This is a genomic window from Solemya velum gill symbiont, from assembly GCF_002020255.1.
Taxonomy (GTDB): Bacteria; Pseudomonadota; Gammaproteobacteria; order Chromatiales; family Chromatiaceae.
In genome coordinates this window covers 1-19,726 of record NZ_MPQG01000012.1, presented here as the reverse complement: position 1 = coordinate 19,726, position 19,726 = coordinate 1, and the positions used below count along the sequence as shown (strand labels likewise).

At 51.1% G+C, this 19,726-nt stretch carries 21 protein-coding genes; 5 read left to right on the top strand and 16 right to left on the bottom strand.

Annotated features, from left to right (window positions below; all coding sequences use genetic code 11):
• The first annotated feature begins 48 nt into the window (after window positions 1–48).
• Window positions 49–1,455, top strand: coding sequence for a glutathione-disulfide reductase (gorA, locus tag BOW06_RS08995; protein WP_078454698.1), 1,407 nt, complete (start codon window positions 49–51; stop codon window positions 1,453–1,455).
• 140 nt (window positions 1,456–1,595) lie between these two features.
• On the opposite strand, the gene xthA is transcribed toward gorA, so the two are convergent.
• Together xthA and BOW06_RS08985 are read right to left on the bottom strand one after the other, a co-directional pair.
• Window positions 1,596–2,408, bottom strand: a complete 813-nt coding sequence (gene xthA, locus BOW06_RS08990) for an exodeoxyribonuclease III (protein WP_043116835.1) — start codon at window positions 2,406–2,408, stop codon at window positions 1,596–1,598.
• Complete coding sequence (locus BOW06_RS08985) at window positions 2,405–2,596, bottom strand: hypothetical protein (RefSeq protein WP_078454690.1); 192 nt, start codon at window positions 2,594–2,596, stop codon at window positions 2,405–2,407. Before BOW06_RS08985 ends, xthA begins: the two co-directional genes overlap by 4 nt.
• Window positions 2,597–2,784: 188 nt before the next feature.
• Here BOW06_RS08985 and BOW06_RS08980 point away from each other — a divergent pair, with 188 nt between their 5' ends.
• Both BOW06_RS08980 and BOW06_RS13260 read left to right on the top strand, forming a co-directional pair.
• The gene (locus tag BOW06_RS08980) at window positions 2,785–4,902 is read left to right on the top strand and encodes a phosphoenolpyruvate carboxylase (RefSeq protein WP_078459587.1); all 2,118 of its coding nucleotides are present in this window, start codon (window positions 2,785–2,787) and stop codon (window positions 4,900–4,902) included.
• Window positions 4,821–5,585 carry a phosphoenolpyruvate carboxylase gene (locus tag BOW06_RS13260; RefSeq protein ID WP_256857988.1) on the top strand — a complete coding sequence of 255 codons (765 nt, stop codon included), beginning with the start codon at window positions 4,821–4,823 and terminating at the stop codon, window positions 5,583–5,585. The genes BOW06_RS08980 and BOW06_RS13260 overlap by 82 nt, the downstream gene beginning before the upstream one ends.
• A gap of 93 nt (window positions 5,586–5,678) precedes the next feature.
• On the opposite strand, the gene BOW06_RS08975 is transcribed toward BOW06_RS13260, so the two are convergent.
• From BOW06_RS08975 to nagZ, 4 genes are all read right to left on the bottom strand, one after another.
• A complete protein-coding gene (locus tag BOW06_RS08975; RefSeq protein ID WP_052132110.1) occupies window positions 5,679–6,161 on the bottom strand; it encodes a hypothetical protein in 483 nt (160 codons plus the stop codon).
• Between the two features lie 70 nt (window positions 6,162–6,231).
• Entirely contained in the window at window positions 6,232–6,957 is a 726-nt protein-coding gene (locus BOW06_RS08970) for an S-methyl-5'-thioinosine phosphorylase (RefSeq protein WP_043116837.1), read from the bottom strand.
• 4 nt (window positions 6,958–6,961) lie between these two features.
• Window positions 6,962–7,549: a hypoxanthine-guanine phosphoribosyltransferase gene (locus tag BOW06_RS08965; protein WP_256857548.1), complete on the bottom strand. Its 588-nt coding sequence runs from the start codon at window positions 7,547–7,549 to the stop codon at window positions 6,962–6,964.
• Window positions 7,536–8,579, bottom strand: coding sequence for a beta-N-acetylhexosaminidase (gene nagZ / locus BOW06_RS08960; RefSeq protein WP_078453118.1), 1,044 nt, complete (start codon window positions 8,577–8,579; stop codon window positions 7,536–7,538). Before nagZ ends, BOW06_RS08965 begins: the two co-directional genes overlap by 14 nt.
• 1,358 nt (window positions 8,580–9,937) lie before the next feature.
• Here nagZ and BOW06_RS08950 point away from each other — a divergent pair.
• Window positions 9,938–10,372, top strand: a complete 435-nt coding sequence (locus tag BOW06_RS08950) for a hypothetical protein (RefSeq protein WP_078454691.1) — start codon at window positions 9,938–9,940, stop codon at window positions 10,370–10,372.
• A 42-nt stretch (window positions 10,373–10,414) separates the two neighbouring features.
• Here the strand turns inward: BOW06_RS08950 and BOW06_RS08945 are convergent, their stop codons facing one another.
• Genes BOW06_RS08945 through ffh form a run of 6 tightly spaced genes read right to left on the bottom strand, consistent with a single transcriptional unit; the run spans window position 10,415 to window position 15,998 of the window.
• On the bottom strand, window positions 10,415–11,206 hold the full coding sequence (locus BOW06_RS08945; RefSeq protein WP_043116842.1) for an ABC transporter permease: 792 nt from the start codon (window positions 11,204–11,206) through the stop codon (window positions 10,415–10,417).
• A complete protein-coding gene (nikB, locus tag BOW06_RS08940) occupies window positions 11,206–12,123 on the bottom strand; it encodes a nickel ABC transporter permease (RefSeq protein ID WP_078453676.1) in 918 nt (305 codons plus the stop codon). Before nikB ends, BOW06_RS08945 begins: the two co-directional genes overlap by 1 nt.
• An 8-nt stretch (window positions 12,124–12,131) precedes the next feature.
• A complete protein-coding gene (locus BOW06_RS08935; protein ID WP_043116844.1) occupies window positions 12,132–12,638 on the bottom strand; it encodes a L,D-transpeptidase in 507 nt (168 codons plus the stop codon).
• Window positions 12,617–14,107 (bottom strand): ABC transporter substrate-binding protein, encoded by a 1,491-nt coding sequence (locus BOW06_RS08930; protein WP_043116846.1) that lies wholly within the window; start codon window positions 14,105–14,107, stop codon window positions 12,617–12,619. The genes BOW06_RS08935 and BOW06_RS08930 overlap by 22 nt, the downstream gene beginning before the upstream one ends.
• Entirely contained in the window at window positions 14,095–14,568 is a 474-nt protein-coding gene (locus BOW06_RS08925; RefSeq protein WP_078454692.1) for a CYTH domain-containing protein, read from the bottom strand. The genes BOW06_RS08930 and BOW06_RS08925 overlap by 13 nt, the downstream gene beginning before the upstream one ends.
• Window positions 14,569–14,579: 11 nt before the next feature.
• The gene (gene ffh / locus BOW06_RS08920; protein ID WP_043116848.1) at window positions 14,580–15,998 is read right to left on the bottom strand and encodes a signal recognition particle protein; all 1,419 of its coding nucleotides are present in this window, start codon (window positions 15,996–15,998) and stop codon (window positions 14,580–14,582) included.
• Window positions 15,999–16,121: 123 nt separating this feature from the next.
• On the opposite strand from ffh, the gene BOW06_RS08915 reads away from it, so the two are divergent.
• Window positions 16,122–16,922, top strand: a complete 801-nt coding sequence (locus BOW06_RS08915) for a cytochrome C assembly family protein (protein ID WP_043117740.1) — start codon at window positions 16,122–16,124, stop codon at window positions 16,920–16,922.
• Between the two features lie 20 nt (window positions 16,923–16,942).
• Here the strand turns inward: BOW06_RS08915 and BOW06_RS08910 are convergent, their stop codons facing one another.
• Genes BOW06_RS08910 through BOW06_RS08895 form a run of 4 tightly spaced genes read right to left on the bottom strand, consistent with a single transcriptional unit; the run spans window position 16,943 to window position 19,588 of the window.
• Window positions 16,943–17,968 carry a metal ABC transporter solute-binding protein, Zn/Mn family gene (locus BOW06_RS08910; protein ID WP_078454693.1) on the bottom strand — a complete coding sequence of 342 codons (1,026 nt, stop codon included), beginning with the start codon at window positions 17,966–17,968 and terminating at the stop codon, window positions 16,943–16,945.
• Window positions 17,943–18,398: a metal ABC transporter solute-binding protein, Zn/Mn family gene (locus BOW06_RS08905; RefSeq protein ID WP_078462850.1), complete on the bottom strand. Its 456-nt coding sequence runs from the start codon at window positions 18,396–18,398 to the stop codon at window positions 17,943–17,945. The genes BOW06_RS08910 and BOW06_RS08905 overlap by 26 nt, the downstream gene beginning before the upstream one ends.
• Window positions 18,395–18,751: a hypothetical protein gene (locus BOW06_RS08900; RefSeq protein WP_052132112.1), complete on the bottom strand. Its 357-nt coding sequence runs from the start codon at window positions 18,749–18,751 to the stop codon at window positions 18,395–18,397. The genes BOW06_RS08905 and BOW06_RS08900 overlap by 4 nt, the downstream gene beginning before the upstream one ends.
• Window positions 18,752–18,760: 9 nt before the next feature.
• Entirely contained in the window at window positions 18,761–19,588 is an 828-nt protein-coding gene (locus tag BOW06_RS08895; protein WP_078453674.1) for an ABC transporter permease, read from the bottom strand.
• Window positions 19,589–19,726 lie beyond the last annotated feature (138 nt).

The window sequence follows — 19,726 nt, the reverse complement described above, 5'->3', positions numbered from 1 at the left end:
ATCATGGTGGCCCGTACTGCGGGCCACCCCCTGACAAAGGAAACAGTTATGAATACGCAACATTATGATTTGATCGCCATCGGCGGAGGCAGTGGCGGACTCGCAGTCGCAGAAAAGGCAGCATCCTTCGGAAAAAAAGTCGCCATCATTGAAGGTAGCAAGATGGGTGGAACATGCGTCAACAATGGCTGCGTTCCCAAGAAGGTGATGTGGTATGCAGCCAACCTGGCGCATGCTGTCGATGATGCAAATGACTTCGGTATTCCTGCAACGCGCGGAAAAACCGACTGGCATAAGCTTGTCACTGGTCGACAGAACTACATCAGTAATATTAATAACTACTGGGATGGTTATGTTGCCGACAGCGGTATTGACCACATCAATGGTTATGCTCGCTTTGTCGATGCAAAACGTATTGATGTTAACGGTATCGAGTACACGGCCGAACACATTGTGATCTCCACCGGTGGACAACCGATTGTTCCGCCACTGCCTGGTGCTGAACTCGGCATTACTTCGGATGGTTTCTGTGAACTTGATGAGCAGCCGGAGAATGTCGCTGTTATCGGTGGCGGCTATATCGCCGTTGAACTGGCCGGCGTGTTACGTGCGCTTGGCTCGCAAGTGTCAGTCATCGCCCTCGAAGATCGCATCATGGAGCGTTTCGATCCTATGATCAGTGATGTGTTGCAAACCGAAATGGAGAAACAGGGTATCCATGTCCACTGCAATTTCCAGGCAAGTGAACTCGCACAGAGGAGTGATGGGATCACCATCAGCTCTGTGGATGGGCAGCGCCTGCAGGGTTTTGACACGGTCATATGGGCTGTTGGTCGATCACCCAATACACGCCAGCTCAATCTCGATACAGCAGGCGTGCATGTCGAAAGGAGGGGCATTATTCCGGTCGATGAGTTTGAAAACACGAATGTCGGCGGCATCTATGCAATTGGTGACATTACCGGAAAAGCAGCACTGACCCCTGTGGCAATCGATGCCGGCCGCAAGCTCGCCGAGCGCCTTTTCAAAGAGAAGCCGGGGAGCAAGACAGATTATGCAAACATCCCCAGCGTGGTGTTTTCACATCCGCCAATCGGCACTGTCGGCATCACGGAGGCCGAGGCACGCGACGAACACGGATATGATGTCACTGTTTACCAGGCAGACTTCACACCCATGCGGCACGCGCTGTCACCACACGGCGTAACCACTGCGATGAAACTCGTGTGTGCAGGCAAAGATGAGAAAGTTGTCGGTGTTCATATTATCGGTGACAACGCAGACGAAATGCATCAGGGCTTTGCGGTAGCCGTCAAAATGGGCGCTACCAAGGCTGATTTTGACAGCACCATGGCGATTCATCCAACCAGTTCTGAGGAGTTGGTGACCATGAAATCAGCCACACCTGTACATCATGATGTGGATGAGGGCCTTGAGTGGCGTGAGGCGAGTTAAGTCTATGGCACCCACACTAAAAAGTCTGTAAATATTTGTAGGAGGGGCGTACACGTAACCGCCATGTATGGCGGAAATGCCGTTTTTGCAGGAGCAAAAATCGGCCCGGGGGCGGGCCTCCTACAGACTATCGATATTAATCAGATATCAAAATCCGCCCAGATCGGGCAGTGGTCTGATGGCTTCTCCATGGCACGAAGGTCATAAGAGATACCGGCATCAGTTAGTTTACTGTTAAGTGCAGGTGTTGCCAGGATCAGATCAATACGCAAGCCACGCCTTGGTTCACGGTCGAATCCCTTGCTGCGGTAATCGAACCAGCTGAAACGATCATCGACATCCGGATATTTGATGCGGAATGTGTCATCAAGCCCCCAGGCCATGAGGCGTTCCATCCACTCACGTTCTTCAGGCAGGAAACTGCACTTGCCGGTACGCAGCCAACGCTTGGCATTATCAGCACCGATTCCGATATCAGCATCGATGCGTGCGATATTTACATCGCCGATGACAGCAAGATTGTCATCCGGAGTAAACTGCTCGAGGTGCGTCATCAGGTCTGCATAAAACTTGCGCTTGTTGGGAAACTTGGTCTCGTGGTCTCGACTCTCTCCCTGGGGAAAATAGCCGTTGATGACAGTAATCTCATTGCCGCTTGCTGATTCATATGTCGCGGTAATCAGGCGTTTTTGTGCCTCGTCATCGTCACTGGCATAGCCCCTGGTAACACGCAAGGGCGCTTTTTTCGATAACAATGCAACACCATAGTGTGCCTTTTGACCGAAAAACTCGGTGTGATATCCGAGATCCTGCATCATTTCCAGGGGAAAGTCCGGATCCTGTACCTTGGTCTCCTGCAGGCCGATAATATCCGGGTCAATGGTATCTTTCAGGGCCTGCAACTGGTGTGGACGTGCACGTACGCCATTGATGTTAAATGAGACTATCCTCACTTTTCGTCCTCTTCTCTCATGGTTAATCTATCCGCATAATCTGAATAAAGATAATTTCGCATTGCTTTGATTGTTATGCGTATTTTCTCTTCATGTTGTGGGTATGCATCGATCGATTCCTGCTCATATCCATCAAGTGCCTCGTTGAGGCGATTCTCATCAAATACCCAGATTCGGCTTCTTTTCATGGCTTTCTCTGCTCCTTGACTTGCGGCAAACCAGGTCGATCTCCGCTGTTCGTGAGCGATTCAGGATCGACTAGTCTATCTGATACAGACTATTTTTGCAGTGACTGGAAAATGGTATTTTTGTGCAACCGCACATTTTTTCGCGATGCATGCTATAAAGAGATTTCTGACCGAGGAACGGAGGCAAGATGGAAGATACTTTTCAGTCCTACTCACTGGCGAATGACGAGGAGCTCAGGGGTCGTGTACGACTGCTTGGCAATCTGCTCGGGGACGTTGTACGCACCCAGGCCGGTGAGAATGTTTATCGCATTGTCGAACGTCTGCGCAAGGGCTACATCCAGCTGCGTGACGAGGAAAACAGAGATAAACGTCAGCGCCTATTACAGCTGATCAGCCAGCTGAGTGAAGCTGAACTCACCCATACAATTCGCGCCTTTACTCTCTACTTCCAACTCGTCAATATCGCCGAAGAGGTTTATCACCATCGACAGCGCCGCCTGATCGCTGCAGAAGGTAGCGAATTGTGGACGGGCTCTTTCGATCATCTCGCCAAACTCTACAAATCACGTGATGTCAGCCTGGATGAACTCGCCAATATCATCTCGAGGACATCCTACATTCCGGTATTCACAGCACACCCGACAGAAGCCAAGCGGCGCGTCATTATGGGATTACTGGAAAAGCTGTATCTTTCCACACGGAATCTAGATCGCCCGACAGAGTATCTTGAGCAGCAGGAACAGGTGGAAAAGACTCTCAGCCGCCTGATTCAGACGCTTTGGAAAACTGAGGAGATGCGCGCCGAACGTCCCGAGGTGCGTATGGAGATTGCTAACGGCCTCTACTATTTCGAGCACACGCTATTTCATGCCGTACCTGAAATGCTGCATCGTATGCGCAAGGCATTCGTACGCCAGTATGGTGATGAGGTAAATGAACTCTTTATGAACTCCTCACCTTTAATCCGTTTCGGCTCATGGATCGGTGGTGATCGTGACGGCAATCCTTTTGTCACACCCGATGTGACGCGCAAGGCGATGGCATTGCAGCAGCGGACTGTTTTATGCGAGTACATGCAGCACATCGACGAACTGATTGGTGAACTGACGCACTCGCGTATCTTCTGTCTTCCTTCAGATGCATTCGAGGTTTCTCTGGAACGCGATGAAAAAATCTGTGCAGGTGAACTGCTCGAAGAGACGAAGCGCTTTCCGGTAGAACCCTACCGACGCAAACTTTACCTTATGAATTTTCGCCTCAGGGCCACACTGCACCAGGTCAATGGGCGACTGAATGGCACCTGCGATATTGGAACAGCCAGTGCAGTTCCTTATACAAACGAGAAGCTCTTTCTTGATGACCTGATGATCATGCGCCAGTCACTCATCGAGCATGGAGATGTCGCCGCATCTAATGCCGGACTGCGTAAGCTCATCATGCTGGTAAAGAGCTTTGGCTTCTATCTCGCTCACCTGGATATCCGTCAGGAGTCGGCAATCCATTCAGCTGCTGTCAGTGAAATACTCACACTGGCAAAAGTGACTGACAGCTATGAAACCGCATCGGAAACAGAGCGCCTGGAAATTCTCGGCAAAGCACTCGAAAGCGGAATCACGATTAACCCCAAGCAACTCAGTGAGGCAAGCCGCGGAGTTATCGAGGTCTTCGAAGTCATTGCGGAACTACGCGACACTGTCAGCCCGCAATCGATCGGGCAATACGTCATCTCGATGACACATGAAGCGAGCCACATCATGGAGGTGGTTCTGCTGGGAAGCCTTTACGGGCTTGCAGGCAACGATGAAAACGGACTCTTCTGCCATCTTGAAGTCTCGCCCCTGTTTGAAACCATTGATGACCTCGAACGCAGCACAAAAATACTTGACCTGCTGTTCAAGGACAGGGTTTATGCAGAGCTTCTGAAAAGTGGTGGTCATCGCCAGGAGGTCATGCTCGGTTACTCTGATTCGGCCAAGGATGGTGGAATACTCTCCTCCTCCTGGAATCTGTACCAGGTACAGCAGAATATTGTCGAGCTTGCCGATAGCCACGGTGTTCAGTGCCGTCTTTTTCACGGCCGTGGAGGCACCATCGGTCGAGGTGGTGGTCCGACACGCGAGGCGATCACTTCACAGCCTGCCGGCACACTGCGTGGCGAGATCAAGTTTACTGACTCTACTACAAGTACAGCCACACTGATACGGCAGTTTTCGAGTTGTCGATGGGGGTCACCGGACTGTTACAGGCAAACCTTCACCTCGTCAGGGATGTGCCAGAAACAAATCCTGAGTGGCCGCAGGTGATGCGTTCCCTTGCACAAACAGGTGAACAGGCATTTCGTCACCTGACCGAAAACACGGATGGCTTCCTCGATTACTTCTACGAGGCCACCCCGGTATCTGAAATCGCACTGCTGAATATCGGATCGAGACCGGCAAGACGCACCCAGGGAGATCGCTCAAAAGGATCGATTCGTGCAATACCGTGGGTATTTGGCTGGGCACAGTCACGTCACACACTTCCCGCATGGTATGGACTTGGCAAGGCATTACAGGCGCAAGCTGCAAAGCCGGACGGAATTCAGCAGTTGCAGACAATGTATCGCGAATGGCCTTTTTTTCGTGCCATGCTGTCGAATATCCAGATGGCCATGTTCAAGGCAGATATGCAGATAGCACGCATGTACAAGGAGGAGCTGTGCCAGGAAAGCGGCACCTCGGATACCATCTTCGAGATGATCTGCGAAGAATTTGAGCTGACATTGAAAATGATTCTCGCGGTTACGCAACAGCAACAACTCATTGGTGACAACCCGGTTCTGAGGCTGGGACTGTCACGCAGAAATCCCTACCTTGATCCACTTAATGCGATCCAGGCCAACCTGATCGGGCGCTATCGCCAGGAAACTGATAGTGAGAATGCGTGGCTGCAGCCGCTGTTGAGAAGCATTAACGCAATCGCTGCAGGTATGCGCAATACCGGCTAGGGTTTCTGAAACTCATCCAGATCAGCGTGTAGTTTCAAAAAATAAACCCCGGGTCAAGCCCGGGGTGACAACTGATAGCTGAAAGCGTGAAACTCACTTCGGTGAAAAGATATCCATCATCTGCTGCATTACCGCTGCAGGGACTTCAGCGGCTTCTGTCGCCATCTCTTTAGCTGATTCGGCAGGAGTCGGCTTCTCTTCAGCAGCTTTTTCCTCAACCGCCTGTTCAGCAGTCTCTGCCTGTGCCGCTGCTTCCTCTTTTGCTGCTGTCTCTTCTGCAGCCGCAGGCTGTTCAGCAACAGCTTCGGCCGGCGCCTTGGTTTCTGGCTCTACGACAGGTTCAGCTACTGCTTCAGCTGCTGGCGCCTCGACTGGCGCAGCCGTTTCAGCCTGTTGCTCTTCAACTGCAGGTGCCTGGGCGGCCTCCTGCTGTTGTTCTGCCTTCCTGTCCGTCAACCAGACAAAAACAACCACCCATATCAGAACAGCCAGAATCACCCAAACAAACAGTGGAATGCGTCTCTTTTTCTTTTTTTCCGGCTCTTCAGTCTGCTCTGTTTCTGTGGCTTCACTCATTCTATACGTCCTCTGAAAAAATCATCATTTCAATATGTTATTTATACCAGAACATCGCGCTGCAAAACAGTCACGCGTTGAGTGCTGAAAGCACCGCCATGTAATCGGCCAGACCCTTTCCCAGGTGCCTGTCGATCACTGATTGCGTGATCTCCTCGTCACTCTTGCCGGCTGCCCAGTTAACCACAGTCGCAATCGCCGCGTAACAGAGCCCCAATTCACGTGCCAGGCCTGCCTCCGGCATCACCGTCATACCGACGATATCGTTGCCATCCTGCTCCAGGCGGCGAATCTCAGCGGCAGATTCCAGCCTGGGGCCCTGTGTGGCGGCATATGTTCCGGTTTCCACGATATCAAGCCCCGCACCACGCGCAGCGTCAATCAAGCGCTGGCGCAGTTCATCACAGAAAGGAGAAGTAAAGTCGGCATGCGTGACATTGCCATTGAGACCGTCAAAAAAGGTGTGTTCCCGGCCCCATGTATAGTCTATGACCTGGTCTGGAGTGATAAGTGTTTCCGGGCCCTTGGTAATGCCTCCCACGGTTGCCAGTGCAATGACAGCCTCGACACCAATCTCCTTCATTGCCCAGATATTTGCACGGTAGTTGATCCTGTGCGGCGGCAAACGGTGTCCGGCACCATGTCTTGGTATAAAGCAGAATTCGGTGCCGTTGATTTTGCCATGCACAACTGGCGCTGAAGGTTCGCCATAAGGTGTACGGACAATCTCACGTGACATCACCTCGAGTTCCTCAAAGTGAGACAGGCCCGAGCCTCCGATTACGCCAAGTTTCATCTGGTCACTCTCCGCTTTTGTTTTCCGCAACTGCGTAAATGCCATTTGCATTGCGCCAGTAGCCCTTGTAATCCATACCATAGCCGAATACATATCTGTCCGGCACCTGTAGTCCGATATACTCGGCGCTGACACCAATATTCCTGTCATGAATTTTCTCTACCAGCACCACGCGCAGCACCTCTTTCGCACCCTCTGCGAGGCAGGCATCGTGAACACTTTTCAGAGTTTCACCTTCATCGAGAATATCATCCATGACCAGAACCACCCTGTCCTTCAACGAGATCTCGTGCTGACGTTTCCACTGCAGTTCACCACCCGACGTTCTGTCGCGGTAACGTGTGGCATGCAGATAATCGAACTGTAGCTGAAAAGAGAGACGAGGCAGCAATTGGCCGGAAATCACAAGACCGCCATTCATCACGCACAACGCCACCGGGTTGACTCCGGCAAGGCGCTCGTTGAGCTGATCGGCAAGTGAGTCGATCGCAGCATCAACCTCGGATGAAGCAAAAAGGCATTCAGCTCCTGCCATGATGACAGCAGCTTCTTCGGTAAGTTGTTTTTCAGCCCTGCTATCAGGATTCGTCACACTCGCGCTCCTGTGCCCAGTTAACGCCTTCGGCAGCTATTTCGACCGCTTTCATCCAGCGATGTCCCGTCAGGTCGATTTCGACATGTGCGCCGAGCATTTTCTCCAGTCTCGCAGACACCTGCTCATCAAGCGGCAGCTTGATTGATTCCAGTACCTGTTCAGCTGCCTGCTGGTTGTTGCACACCAACACCATATCGCAGCCTGCTGTAAATGCGGCATTGGCACGCTCGGGATAGGTGCCTGCAAAAGCTGCGCCCTCCATGGTCAGATCATCACTGAAGATTACACCATCGAAACCAAGCTGTTTTCTTAATACCTGCTGTAACCAGTATGGTGAGAAACCGGCCGGGTTCGGATCACAGCTCTCGTAGATGACGTGCGCCGGCATGATGGCATCAAGACCTTTCTGCACCAGGCGCTCGAAAGGTATCAGGTCCGCCATACCGATTTCGACAAACAGGCGTGAGTCGACTGGTAGCTCAAGATGCGAATCCCCGCTGACTGCACCGTGACCCGGGAAGTGCTTGCCGGTTGCCGGCATACCGACCTCGTGCATTCCTGCAATGAAGGCACCTGCAAGATTTGTCACTATGAGTGGGTCACTCTGAAAAGCACGATCACCAATCACGTCACAAATGCCAAAATCCAGGTCAAGGACTGGAGCAAAACTGATATCAATATCATAGTCGCGCAATTCGGCTGCCATCAGCCAACCCAGCTCATGCGCATACTCCAGGGCTTTACTTTTCTCTTTCTGATAAAGATCACCCAGCCATGCCATTGGCGGGATTCTTGTAAATCCGTTACGAAATCGCTGTACCCGCCCTCCCTCGTGGTCAACCGCGATAATATATTCCCTGCCCGCCACCTTGCGAACACGGGAAATCAACCTGTGCAGTTGCTCCGGAGACTCGTAATTGCGTGAAAACAGAATGATGCCGCCGCTGGCTGGGTGCACAAGGCGCTCGATATCTTCATCGAGCAGCGTGGTTCCAACCAGGTCAAGCATCACGGGGCCAATTGTCATGAAGGGCAACTCACTTTATTCAGAAGATGAAGAAATTATACAGATGTTGAAGCCGTAACAGATATCCAATCTTCTCATACGGAATGAAGATTATTCCTCGGTTTAATCATCCCGGGTATTTCACTGCAGTTTGAAAATAAAATGAACTTTAAATCTTTATAAATATGCAGCTCTAACTGGCAATGGAGTTTTTTATAAAGCCTTTATTATTCAATAATTAAGATGATTATTCCTTGAGTATACTACTGACTAATTTTTCTTTACAGGAAGGTACTACTTGGTCTAGGTTACTCTATGTACGCTTGAGTTTTATCCGTCTTTTGTTTTATGGCATATCACTTATCCAGGGATGAAAAAATCGCAAGGAATAGCAATGAAAGGATTTCAACTGTCACAATTTTCTCTACTGCTGTCCGGTTTGTTGTTTCCAGTTTCGGCTCAGGCTACCGCGCATATCGACACACTCGACATGGCCATCATCTTTGCCCCATTCCTGATACCCATCTCACTCGTCCTGCATCTCATTTACCGGATAAAAATACGTAGACGTTCCTGGCCACGAAAACAGTGGCAGGTCACGCTCTTCTGCGTTGGAACCATGTTTCAGATTGTACTGATAACAATTTACGCCATGCTCCTCTTCTATAACGGTGTATGTCCCACGTCGACATACTCAGCTGAGTGTGCCCTGATGTTATTCATTGTTTCTACAACGGCGGTTGTGTTTTTATTGCATTGCAGTTCAATGCATCATGTCATCACGAGATACCGCAGATACTGCCTGATGAATCCTTAACTTGCAGATTCGTGTGTTCAACTGCATAAAGAGCAATCCATTCTCTTGCTTTCGACGAAACCCCTCAACTTTCACCAATACCTTTTAATCCTTCTTTCTTTCCACGATTGACTACAGATAGGATCGCTTTCGCCTGAACTGACTTATTTGATTTACAGACATACATGAATGAGTGAAACCCTGCTTCCGGATTGAATCAGTCACTCAAATGGATTGGACGATAAGCTGGCACTATTCAGTCTCCATTTTCTGGTAACCACCTATCCCAGATATCTGGCGACTTCCAGTTTCGATACTCTTGTACTGCCAATCGTTGCCGTGTCCATCATTATCTTGCTTTGGCATGGCATGTCGATCCGACACGTGACACAAAGATACCGCGCGATGAATCCCCGTCCCCGATAACGAATCAGAATAGAGAAGTATTGTAGTCTGGAGCAGGATTCTTTAGTGTGTGTATGAGTGAATCAGTATTTACAGTTGAAAACTGCGCACTCATGGAAAAATAGATACAGCACAAGGAATTAAAATGAAAGGATCTCATCTCTCGTGCAGCAGAGCCATGGCTGCCCTCTTGCTACTCCCCGCAACTGCGCATGCAACCGGGTTTCACATTGGTGCTCCCCTTACTGCCACGTTCTTTGGCGTCCTGCTACTGCCTGTATCACTGTTACTGATCGTCTCCTATCTCGTCATCAGGCGCAAACCGGTATGGCCTGATAAAAAATGGAAATATTCTCTTTATTCCATATCATCAGTTATACAAATCATTCTGTTCGACTCTCTAGGCGCATGGTTGGCATATGAAGTCTTTATCGACAACCATGCATGGCCATCGGCATATTTGAAAGAAATGTGGAAAGGAACGTTATTTTGGGAACTGGAAAAAAGGGAAATGTATGAAGCCTTGCCGGTTCTTCTTGTGATTGCCGCATTGGTGCGTACGCATATCGTGACATTGCGTGTTGTTGCCGGGAAATACCACCATCAACAATAGTCGGACATGAGTAAGCAAGACGATTGACATGCCAGGCACCTGTTAAAAGCGTTTAACGTCGAGCCTGTCCCTGAGCCAGTCACCAAGCAAATTGGCCGCAAGGACGACCGCCATGATGGCAAGCCCGGGAAATATCGCCAGGTGCGGTGAAACCAGTAGAAAACGCGAACCCTCACGGATCATACTGCCCCACGAGGCATCCGGTGGCTGAACTCCAAGTCCCAAAAATGACAGGCCGGCCTCTGCAACAATCACCGAGGCGAGTCCGAAGCTCGCCTCAACCATCAGTGGAATCCACATCAGCGGCAAGACATGTCGAAACAGGATGACACCTTCACCACTGCCAAGGGCAATCGCCGCAGTGACATGATCACGGCTGCGCAGACTCATTGCCTGGGCACGCGCAAGGCGTGCATAACCAACCCAGCCGACTGCCGAGATAGCAATAACAAGATTTTCAATTCCGGGACCTAGAACAGCTGCCAGTGCAATCGCAAGCAAGATACCAGGAAAGGCCAATACGATATCGATAATGCGCGAGACAATCCTGTCGACCCAGCCACCGTAATAGCCACTGACCAATCCCACGACACTACCGAAGAGGGCTGAAACAAAAACGGTAATAACGGAAACCAGCAGCGCGACTCTTGCACCATCGATCAGGCGTGCGGCAACCGACCTGCCAAGTTCGTCATAACCGAGCGGCGCATCAAGTGACGGTGCCTTTAATATCAGTTCAAGATTGATATGATTAGCATCACCGAAGAAACTGCTGCCGAATAGCGCTGCAAGCAGCCAGCACAACAGAAACGAGACTGCGATCAGAAGCCGCATTACTCTTCTCCTGTCAGTGCGATCCTGGGATCAACCATGCGATAAACCAGGTCGGTTCCTGCGTTGACCAGCACATAGATGAGTGCAATCAGGAGAACACACCCTTGCACGACCGGGTAATCACGTTGCTGGATCGCCTCGACCATCAGGGAGCCGATACCGGGCCATGAAAAAACCGTCTCAGTTATCACGGCACCGCCAAGCAGTGCGCCGAGTTGCAGCCCAAGCAGGGTGATCACCGGCAGCATCGCATTACGCAATGCATGACGCCAAACGACGGTAGACTCATCAAGCCCCTTGGCCAGTGCGGTCCGAACGTAATCCTCACCCAGTGTTTCAAGCAGCGAACTGCGCACCATGCGTGCGAGCACCGCTGCAAGTGATGCACCGAGCGTCACTGCAGGAAGTATGATGGACCAGAAGCTCTCCATGCCACTGACCGGCGTCCACCCCAGCCATAGTGAAAACAACAGGATTAGCATCGGACCCAGCCAGAAGTTGGGCATTGAAACGCCAAACAGGGAAACCATCATCGCGCCTGTATCCCATGCACTCCCCTGCCTTCTTGCTGCAATCACACCAAGCGGTACAGCAATAGTGACTGCAATTAGCAGGGCTGCAAATGCGAGCCATGCAGTTGCCGGCAAGCGTTCCAGCAACAGGCTGGAGACAGACTGCTGGTTACGCAGTGATGTACCAAGGTCAAGTTGTAAAATCGACTTGATGTAGTCACTGTACTGAACTGCAAGAGGCTGATCGAGCCCGAGCTTGTGGCGCAGCGCCTCCCTGTCGGCGACTCTTGCTGAATCACCCAGCATCGCCTCGACAGGGTCGCCCGGAATCAGGTGGATAAGGAAAAATACGAGTGTGACAACGCCAATCAAGGTCAGCAACAGTGAGAAAAGGCGCTGAAGCATGTCGGACGCTACTCCGTGATCAGGACAGGCATACCGTTCTCAACCTGTTCAAACAGCTTGACGAGATCACTGTTACGCATACGAATGCAGCCGTGGGAACAGGGCTGGCCCATGGGTTCGGAATCAGGCGTGCCGTGTATATAAATAAAACGCCGCAGGGAGTCACATTGACCACCGCGGTTGAATCCCTTTTCCGTTCCAGTCAGCCAGATGATGCGTGTCAGAATCCAGTCGCGTTGCGGATCGTCTTCACCAAGCACAGGTGTGTAGATTTCCCCAGTGTGGCGACGTCCGACAAACACGCTATTCAGCGAACAACCATCACCAATCTTGAGACGCACGCTGTGCATACCTCGCGGGGTGCATTCACTGCCTTGCTGTTCACCCGGGCCATTGAGTGCCGTTGAGACGGAATATGTCTCAACAATCTCATCCATCACGATCAGCACAAGTTCCTGCCTGCCGATATCGATGTGGATGCCTCTCTCCACTGTCACTTCGCCTGAATCAGCCATGGATGTGTTTCCAGTCCGTCATAGTTTCCGTCACCCGCTACCTGGTAACCGCTTGCCTTGCCACGCACAGCTGCAACCTGGTCCTCGTACCATAATGGCACATACGGTAGTTGCTCTAACAGGTGATGCTGAAGTTGATGATAGCTCTGAAGACGCAAGGATGCTTCCATTTCGTTCTCAGCCGCCTCAATCAGGCGGTTCGCTTCTGCTGATTGAAAGCGTCCACGGTTGGCGCCAGTTGGAGGCAATGAGCCGCTGTGAAACAGGTAACGGTAGCTGTCAGGCGTTTTCAAACCAACCCAGGTCAGGCTGTAGAGCTGAAAATTGCCTGCCTTGATATCTCCATAGAAGGTACCCCAGTCGTAGCTCTTGATTGTCAGGTCTATGCCGACTTCGGAAAGCTGCTGTTGAATAATTGTCGCAACCCGGATACGAAACGGATCACTGGACGTTTTATAAGTTAAAGCAAGTCGCTTGTCGTTGTCGTAACCCGCCTGCCTGAGAAACTTCCGGGCTGTCTCCGGGGAGTAATTAATTTGCGGCAGTGACGCATCAGTGATCCAGTGCTCAGATGGAAACAGGCCATTTGCCGGACGCGCACGCTGGCGGAAGATGTATTTGATGATGGCATTACGATCGATTGCATGTGCAATCGCCCTGCGTATATTCAATTCTCCTGTCAGGGGGTCCTGCAGGTTAAAACCGAGGTAGGTGAAGTTGCTGCCCTTTTCACGGATCACCTCGATGCCATCCTGTTTTGCGAGATGGTCAACCAGTTGCGGAGAGAGATCCCCTTGCAGCATGTCGATCTCACCCTTGAGCAGTTTCAGCACACGTGTACTGGGATCCTGCACACGAATTAATTCCAGCTCCCTGGAGCTGTAACGCTGTTCGATGATCGTGCGTGACTGATCGGATTCCACAAGGCTGAAATTGCCACATCCCACTGGCTGTGAGTGAAAAGGATGCTGCGAGTCAATGAGATGTGCAGGCAGGATTCCGATTACAAGATAGGATGGAAACAGGGCGTCGCTGCGATTGAGAATGAATTCGACTGTCTGTTGATCGAGAGCGGTGACACTTTCAATCAACGACAGGGTCGACCTGTGAGGCGATGCATTCTTTTCATCAAGGATTGAAGCATAGGTTGCGACGACATCTGCTGCCGTCACTGCATCACCATTCCAGAAAGTGACATTCGAATCGATGTGAAAAAGGTAGCTTGTTGGCGTCAGCTGTTCCCATCTGGCAATACCGGGAGTTGGCTTTCGCTGTTGATCGAAGCGGACCAGTGAACAGTGAAGCAGATGGTTGGTACGCTCGGAAGCGGCATCAGTGGCAAAACGCGGATCGAAGTTCTGTGTTAAGCCGGTGACACCGAAACGAAGAGGGTCACCCGTCTGATCAGAGCAGGAGAAAATGGATAATATTATTAATAAATAGAGTAACTTATTAATTATTCTTTCCATTGATTATAGGGGCTTTCGACAAGCGAGGTATTGTAGTATCGCTGATCACTTGAGACCTCCTTGCCAAGCCACTCGGGGTGATCGAAATCGTGCTCAATATCAGGCAACTCGATCTCCGCAACAATCAGACCTGCATTGTCGCCGAAAAACTCATCCACCTCGAAATGGAGGTCGCCATGTTCGATGATATGGCGCCTTTTCTCGATAAAGGGCCGCAAGGCGACCTCTTCAAATATCTCCTCGGCATCACTATAGGGAATTTCATATTCAAATTCGTAACGATGAATTCCGTTACGCGAAGACTTGATATTGATGAAAGCCTGGTGGTCTTCGAGGCGTACCCGTATCGAGCGCCCTATACCGCGGGAGAGATAGCCCTGGCGCATTTCGATAGTCCGTATCACTTCACTACGCCAGTTGTCGTTGCGCAGAAGGAACTTCCTTTCGATTTCAAACGCCAATGATCAGCAGCCTACTTGAACGGAAAACCGCCACCACCGCCGCCAATTCCTGGTGGCATGCCACCACCGGCGCCGCCACCCGGAGGAAATCCACCACCGCCACCAAGGCCACGCATCATCTTTGCCATACCACCGCCCTTCATTTTTTTCATCATCTTTTGCATCTGTGCAAACTGCTTGAGAAGGCGGTTGATCTCCTGCACCTGGGTGCCTGAACCGGCAGCAATACGCTTTTTGCGTGAGCCCTTGATAATGGCGGGAAATTCACGCTCTTTCTTGGTCATCGAGTTGATTATGGCAATCGTGCGACCAACCTCCTTGTCACCCACCTGGTTCTTCACGGCATCCGGAATCTTTCCCATGCCGGGAAGCTTGTCGAGCATACCGCTCAAGCCACCCATCTGGCTCATCTGCTCCATCTGTTCCTTGAAATCATCAAGAGTAAAGCCCTTGCCCTTGGCAACCTTTTTTGCCAGTTTCTCTGCTTTCTGATGGTCAACCTTGCGTGTGACCTCCTCAACCAGCGAAAGAACATCGCCCATGCCAAGGATGCGTGAAGCGAGACGGTCGGGGTGGAACGGCTCTAGTGCGTCGCTCTTCTCGCCGACACCAAGGAACTTGATCGGCTTACCGGTAATATGACGAATCGAGAGGGCAGCACCGCCGCGTGAGTCACCATCCGTCTTGGTAAGAATGACACCTGTCAGAGGCAGGGCATCATGAAATGCCTTTGCCGTGTTGGCCGCATCCTGACCTGTCATCGAGTCAACGACAAAGAGAGTTTCAACAGGGGTGATTTCTGCGTACAGCTCCTTGATTTCACCCATCATCTCGTCATCGACATGCAGGCGACCCGCGGTATCGACGATCAGAACATCATAGAAACCCTTGCGTGCGGCTGAGAGCGCTGAACGTGCAATCGCAATCGGTTTCTGAGCCGTCGAGCTTGGAAAAAATTCTGCCCCGACTTCAGCGGCAACTGTTTTCAACTGCTCGATCGCAGCCGGACGGTAGACGTCACAGCTAACCACCATGACCTTCTTGTTCTCACGCTCCTTCAGGTAACGCGACAACTTGCCGGTGGTAGTGGTTTTACCTGAACCCTGCAGACCAGCCATCAGGATCACGGCAGGCGGTTGTGCCGCAAGGTCGAGACGCTCATTGGCCTCGCCCATGATACGGACCAGTTCATCGTTGACGATTTTGATCAGTACCTGACCCGGTGTCAGGCTCTTGATGACCGCCTCACCGGTCGCCTTGTCACGAATCGCATCAATAAACTCGCGCACAACAGGCAAGGCAACGTCAGCCTCCAGAAGCGCCATGCGAATCTCGCGTAGCGTATCCTTGATATTCTCTTCGCTCAGACGCCCCTGGCCACGTAAACGATCCAGCGTGCTACCAAGGCGTTGACTCAGGTTTTCAAACATAATTTTTTCCGAATTAAACTATTCCGGAGATTATACCCCAGCCCCTCGAATCTATCAGGACAGGATTAAAAAATCGGATTTTTCGCAATGACACAGAATGGTCGAATATGCGATGATTCGCACATGCAAAATATATTGCCAATTACAGTCAATTTTCTCTATATTGCCGCAGCCATCATCACGGCGCTGCGCCTCTTCGGCAGTGAGAAATTCAAGAGCATTCCTCGTGGCCTGGTACTTGCCACGGGCTATGCTGCAGTGATCCTGCATGCAATCCTGCTCTACTCTACGATTATCGTCAGCGATGGCGTCAATCTCGCCTTTTTCCAGGCGCTGAGTCTCAGTGGCATGGTTATCGCGCTGGTCCTGATGGTTTCAGCGCTCACCAAGCCGGTCGAAAACCTGGCTATTTTCCTGTTTCCCGGCATCGCATTTGCCGTTCTCTTTTCGGCCGCTTCCGGCTCTGCACACCTGCTTGATGGCACAAGCGGCTGGGCACTGGGAATTCATGTCATCGCCTCACTACTTGCATGGAGCCTGCTCGCAATCGCCAGTATGCAGGCGATATTGCTGACAATTCAGGACAGGCATCTGCACAACCGCCAGCCCGGTGGCTTTGTCCGTACACTGCCACCGCTGCAGACCATGGAGTCCCTGCTCTTCGAGATGATCGGCACAGGAATGGTACTGCTGACACTCTCACTGGTGAGCGGTTTTATTTTCCTCGAGGACATGTTTGCCCAGCACCTGGTACACAAGACACTGCTGTCACTGATTGCCTGGTGTGTCTTTGCAACCCTGCTCTACGGGCGCTTCAAATGGGGCTGGCGCGGCCGCAAGGCACTCAAGTGGACGCTGGCAGGATTTGCTGTCCTGCTGCTTGCCTATTTCGGCTCCAAGGCCGTGATTGAACTGATTCTCTGAAACGGCATCGTGCCGTTCTATCACTCACCCATAATGTTCTGCAGCTTCTCAGCGATTGTTATTGCAGACATACCGAATGGGAACTTGGTGATGAAATTCCCCCCGGGCCCAAGCAGGTAAATACTCGATGTATGGTCCATCGTGTAATAGGCAGGATCACCGCTTAGAGATGGAACTTTCTCGTAGAAAGCCTTGAAGTTCTCGGCAATACGCCTGATCGCTTCAGCATTGCCAGTCAACGCAATAATCTGTGGCGAAAAGTAGGCGACATACTCCTTCAGCTTTTCGATTGAATCCCGCTTCGGATCGACACTGATAAATATGGGCTGTACATGCGCTGCACCTTCCTCTCCGAGATGCTTTAGCACGGCACTGATGACATTCATACTGGTCGGACAGATGTCGGGACAGAAAGTGTAACCAAAATAGACCAGCTGGTATTTCCCCAGGAAATCCTGATTTGAAACCATTTCTCCATAGTGATTCATCAGCAAGTAACGTGGTGATATCTTCTCCGGAAAGCGTCTTGCATCGGGAATATCCGGAAGCAGATCAGCACTCTTTTGCTGGCTTTCAGGTTTGAGTTTGCGCACGCAGGATGCGATTGTTTCAAAATTGCTCTGGATCAGCTGGATATACAAATCCGATCCAGGCCGAATTTTCATGCCAAGAGAGTCGATCTCGATGGGTTCAACATCACTGACAGTCGTCAACATACCAAGATGCGCCTTCTCCATACCTGCCTCACTGAAGAGACAGTAATCTGATTTCCTGCTGGAGAGCCAACTGTTGAGTTTCAGAATATTAGCAGCAAGATTCCCCGGTGCTGCTGGCGGGCTAGCCACGCTGCCATCACTCTTCATGGCATAGGCCTGCTCGAAATATTGCTGGGTATCCTGGTACAGAAAGACCGGGACATCACTCACTTCGCGATAACCGAACTCCAATTCCCTGTCCACCTGGATCAGTCTCTTGAGCATTTTTTCACGGTTACGTTGATAGCTACTTGAGTTCGAAGGATCAAGAGCGATCAACTCCCTGGTCATGGATATCAAGTAATATCAGCATGTTACGCGTGTCGAGCCAAAAAAATGCATCCCGCTTCTCCGGCTCACCCCTTGACGGCAAAACCTTGAGCGCTTGCAGTGCAAGCACTTCCACAACCTGCCCGTTCTCCTTATGTGAAAGCAGCTCGTTGAGCTTTGGCTCCAGCTCCTCACCAGTCCAGACAACGAGATCGGCCTTGTCGATCTCGAACTGCAGCATCATGCCGGGCTCATATTGCCACGGAAGTGTTGCTCCATCGACGAGTAAATCAGGCTTGCCGACGCCTTGCATGATACCGGCAAGGATTGAATGGATCGGTTTGATACTTGCGATAACGTGCGGCGGACTCGCTGCCAGGCTGCTGTTTGTAAAAAGGACCAGCAGCAGAAAGAGTAGTTGCACATTAATATTCAACAGCTGTTTTCTCACTGTTGTTCACCTGCTTTTGCAGCAAATGCTTTCTGCATATCCTGAATGCGTTGATCGATTTCCTGTTTGAAACCCTCCGGCCCCGGACAAGCCTCCCCGCTCTTGATGAAGGCAAGGAATCCGTCGTTGGTAGAGGTTTCAAAAGCCAACCCATAGACGCGCTCCTTTGGAACAGTAGCGACAATCGCCCGTTTGATGCGCTGTATCTCACCCAGGTATTGGCAATGAAGTGCAATCCCGTTGACCTCACCCAATGCCTGCATGGAGGGATAACGCTGGTCTTCAGCTATGACTGTTGTGCCATAGCCGGCAAGTAGCAAGGTAAGTGGAATATATTTCGAAGCCTTCATCATATATTGCTCCTAAGGCAGGTCACCACGTCTGAAGAGCAGATACCCGATTCCTGCACAAGCCGTACCCAGCAGAACGGGATAAATCAGTGCCCAGGAAATAAATCCTGTCTCTCCAAAATTATCCAGAATGACGTATGCCGAAGGTCCCAACAAGACCAGTTGAGGATCAAACAGCATCATCGAGGCAGTACGAAACACCTGCAGTGGATTCGCCAAAGCAATAGCAACGATATTGTCCACCGGGAGATTTGTGCGCGTCATGATACCCAGCAGGATCAGGTCCAGAAAAAGCAACAGCAGCAGCCAGATCATGAACGCCGAACCCTGCGCAACATCTGCTGAACGCGCGAGAGTCGAGAGCAGCATACCAAGCCCCAGAAAACACCATGCCAATGATACAAGCAGACCTGTATAGACCAGCAGTTGCACCCAGGGGACTTCTGCACCCTTTCCAACAGCCCACACGACTGCAAGCAGCATAGCCAGAACAACCGGCAGGAATACAACCACGAATCGTCCGATCATTTTGCCCCAGAACCAGGCAGCAAGCCCGACTGGCAGCGACAACAGGTATTCGAAAATCCCCGCTTCCCTGTCACCTGCGACTGAACGCACCGTTGTAATCAATACAAAGAGTGGAAGTACAGCCATGGTGATCTGCAGGTAAGTCACCAGCAAACGCGAAAGACCGGTAAACCCCATCACCCTGGACTCTGTCAGCCCGGTGACAAAGAGTGCCACGACGATGCCGCCAAAGATCAATGAATAGATCAGGAACCAGCGTGAACGCAGTGATTCGTTAATATCTGCATGTGCAGTCAGAAGGAGATGCTTCATTGTCCTGTTTCCTGTTGAACATGGCGATGATGTTCATGGCCTGACCTGCCCCCAACAAGTGGTCCAGTTTGAATGTTAGTTCATCGCCGGTTTCAGCTCCAGTGGAATGATGGATTCAGGAGCTGGAGGGCGATAGCC

Coding starts and splice junctions, on each gene's coding strand:
- BOW06_RS13260 (WP_256857988.1), top strand. CDS start 4,821: ATGGGGGTCACCGGACTGTTACAGGCAAACCTTCACCTCGTCAGGGAT.
- gorA (WP_078454698.1), top strand. CDS start 49: ATGAATACGCAACATTATGATTTGATCGCCATCGGCGGAGGCAGTGGC.
- BOW06_RS08910 (WP_078454693.1), bottom strand. CDS start 17,968: ATGACCAGGGAGTTGATCGCTCTTGATCCTTCGAACTCAAGTAGCTAT.
- nagZ (WP_078453118.1), bottom strand. CDS start 8,579: ATGACAATTGGCCCCGTGATGCTTGACCTGGTTGGAACCACGCTGCTC.
- BOW06_RS08915 (WP_043117740.1), top strand. CDS start 16,122: ATGCAAAATATATTGCCAATTACAGTCAATTTTCTCTATATTGCCGCA.
- BOW06_RS08950 (WP_078454691.1), top strand. CDS start 9,938: ATGGCTGCCCTCTTGCTACTCCCCGCAACTGCGCATGCAACCGGGTTT.
- BOW06_RS08900 (WP_052132112.1), bottom strand. CDS start 18,751: ATGATGAAGGCTTCGAAATATATTCCACTTACCTTGCTACTTGCCGGC.
- BOW06_RS08970 (WP_043116837.1), bottom strand. CDS start 6,957: ATGAAACTTGGCGTAATCGGAGGCTCGGGCCTGTCTCACTTTGAGGAA.
- BOW06_RS08945 (WP_043116842.1), bottom strand. CDS start 11,206: ATGCGGCTTCTGATCGCAGTCTCGTTTCTGTTGTGCTGGCTGCTTGCA.
- BOW06_RS08935 (WP_043116844.1), bottom strand. CDS start 12,638: ATGGCTGATTCAGGCGAAGTGACAGTGGAGAGAGGCATCCACATCGAT.
- BOW06_RS08895 (WP_078453674.1), bottom strand. CDS start 19,588: ATGAAGCATCTCCTTCTGACTGCACATGCAGATATTAACGAATCACTG.
- BOW06_RS08975 (WP_052132110.1), bottom strand. CDS start 6,161: ATGAGTGAAGCCACAGAAACAGAGCAGACTGAAGAGCCGGAAAAAAAG.
- nikB (WP_078453676.1), bottom strand. CDS start 12,123: ATGCTTCAGCGCCTTTTCTCACTGTTGCTGACCTTGATTGGCGTTGTC.
- ffh (WP_043116848.1), bottom strand. CDS start 15,998: ATGTTTGAAAACCTGAGTCAACGCCTTGGTAGCACGCTGGATCGTTTA.
- BOW06_RS08980 (WP_078459587.1), top strand. CDS start 2,785: ATGGAAGATACTTTTCAGTCCTACTCACTGGCGAATGACGAGGAGCTC.
- BOW06_RS08930 (WP_043116846.1), bottom strand. CDS start 14,107: ATGGAAAGAATAATTAATAAGTTACTCTATTTATTAATAATATTATCC.
- BOW06_RS08985 (WP_078454690.1), bottom strand. CDS start 2,596: ATGAAAAGAAGCCGAATCTGGGTATTTGATGAGAATCGCCTCAACGAG.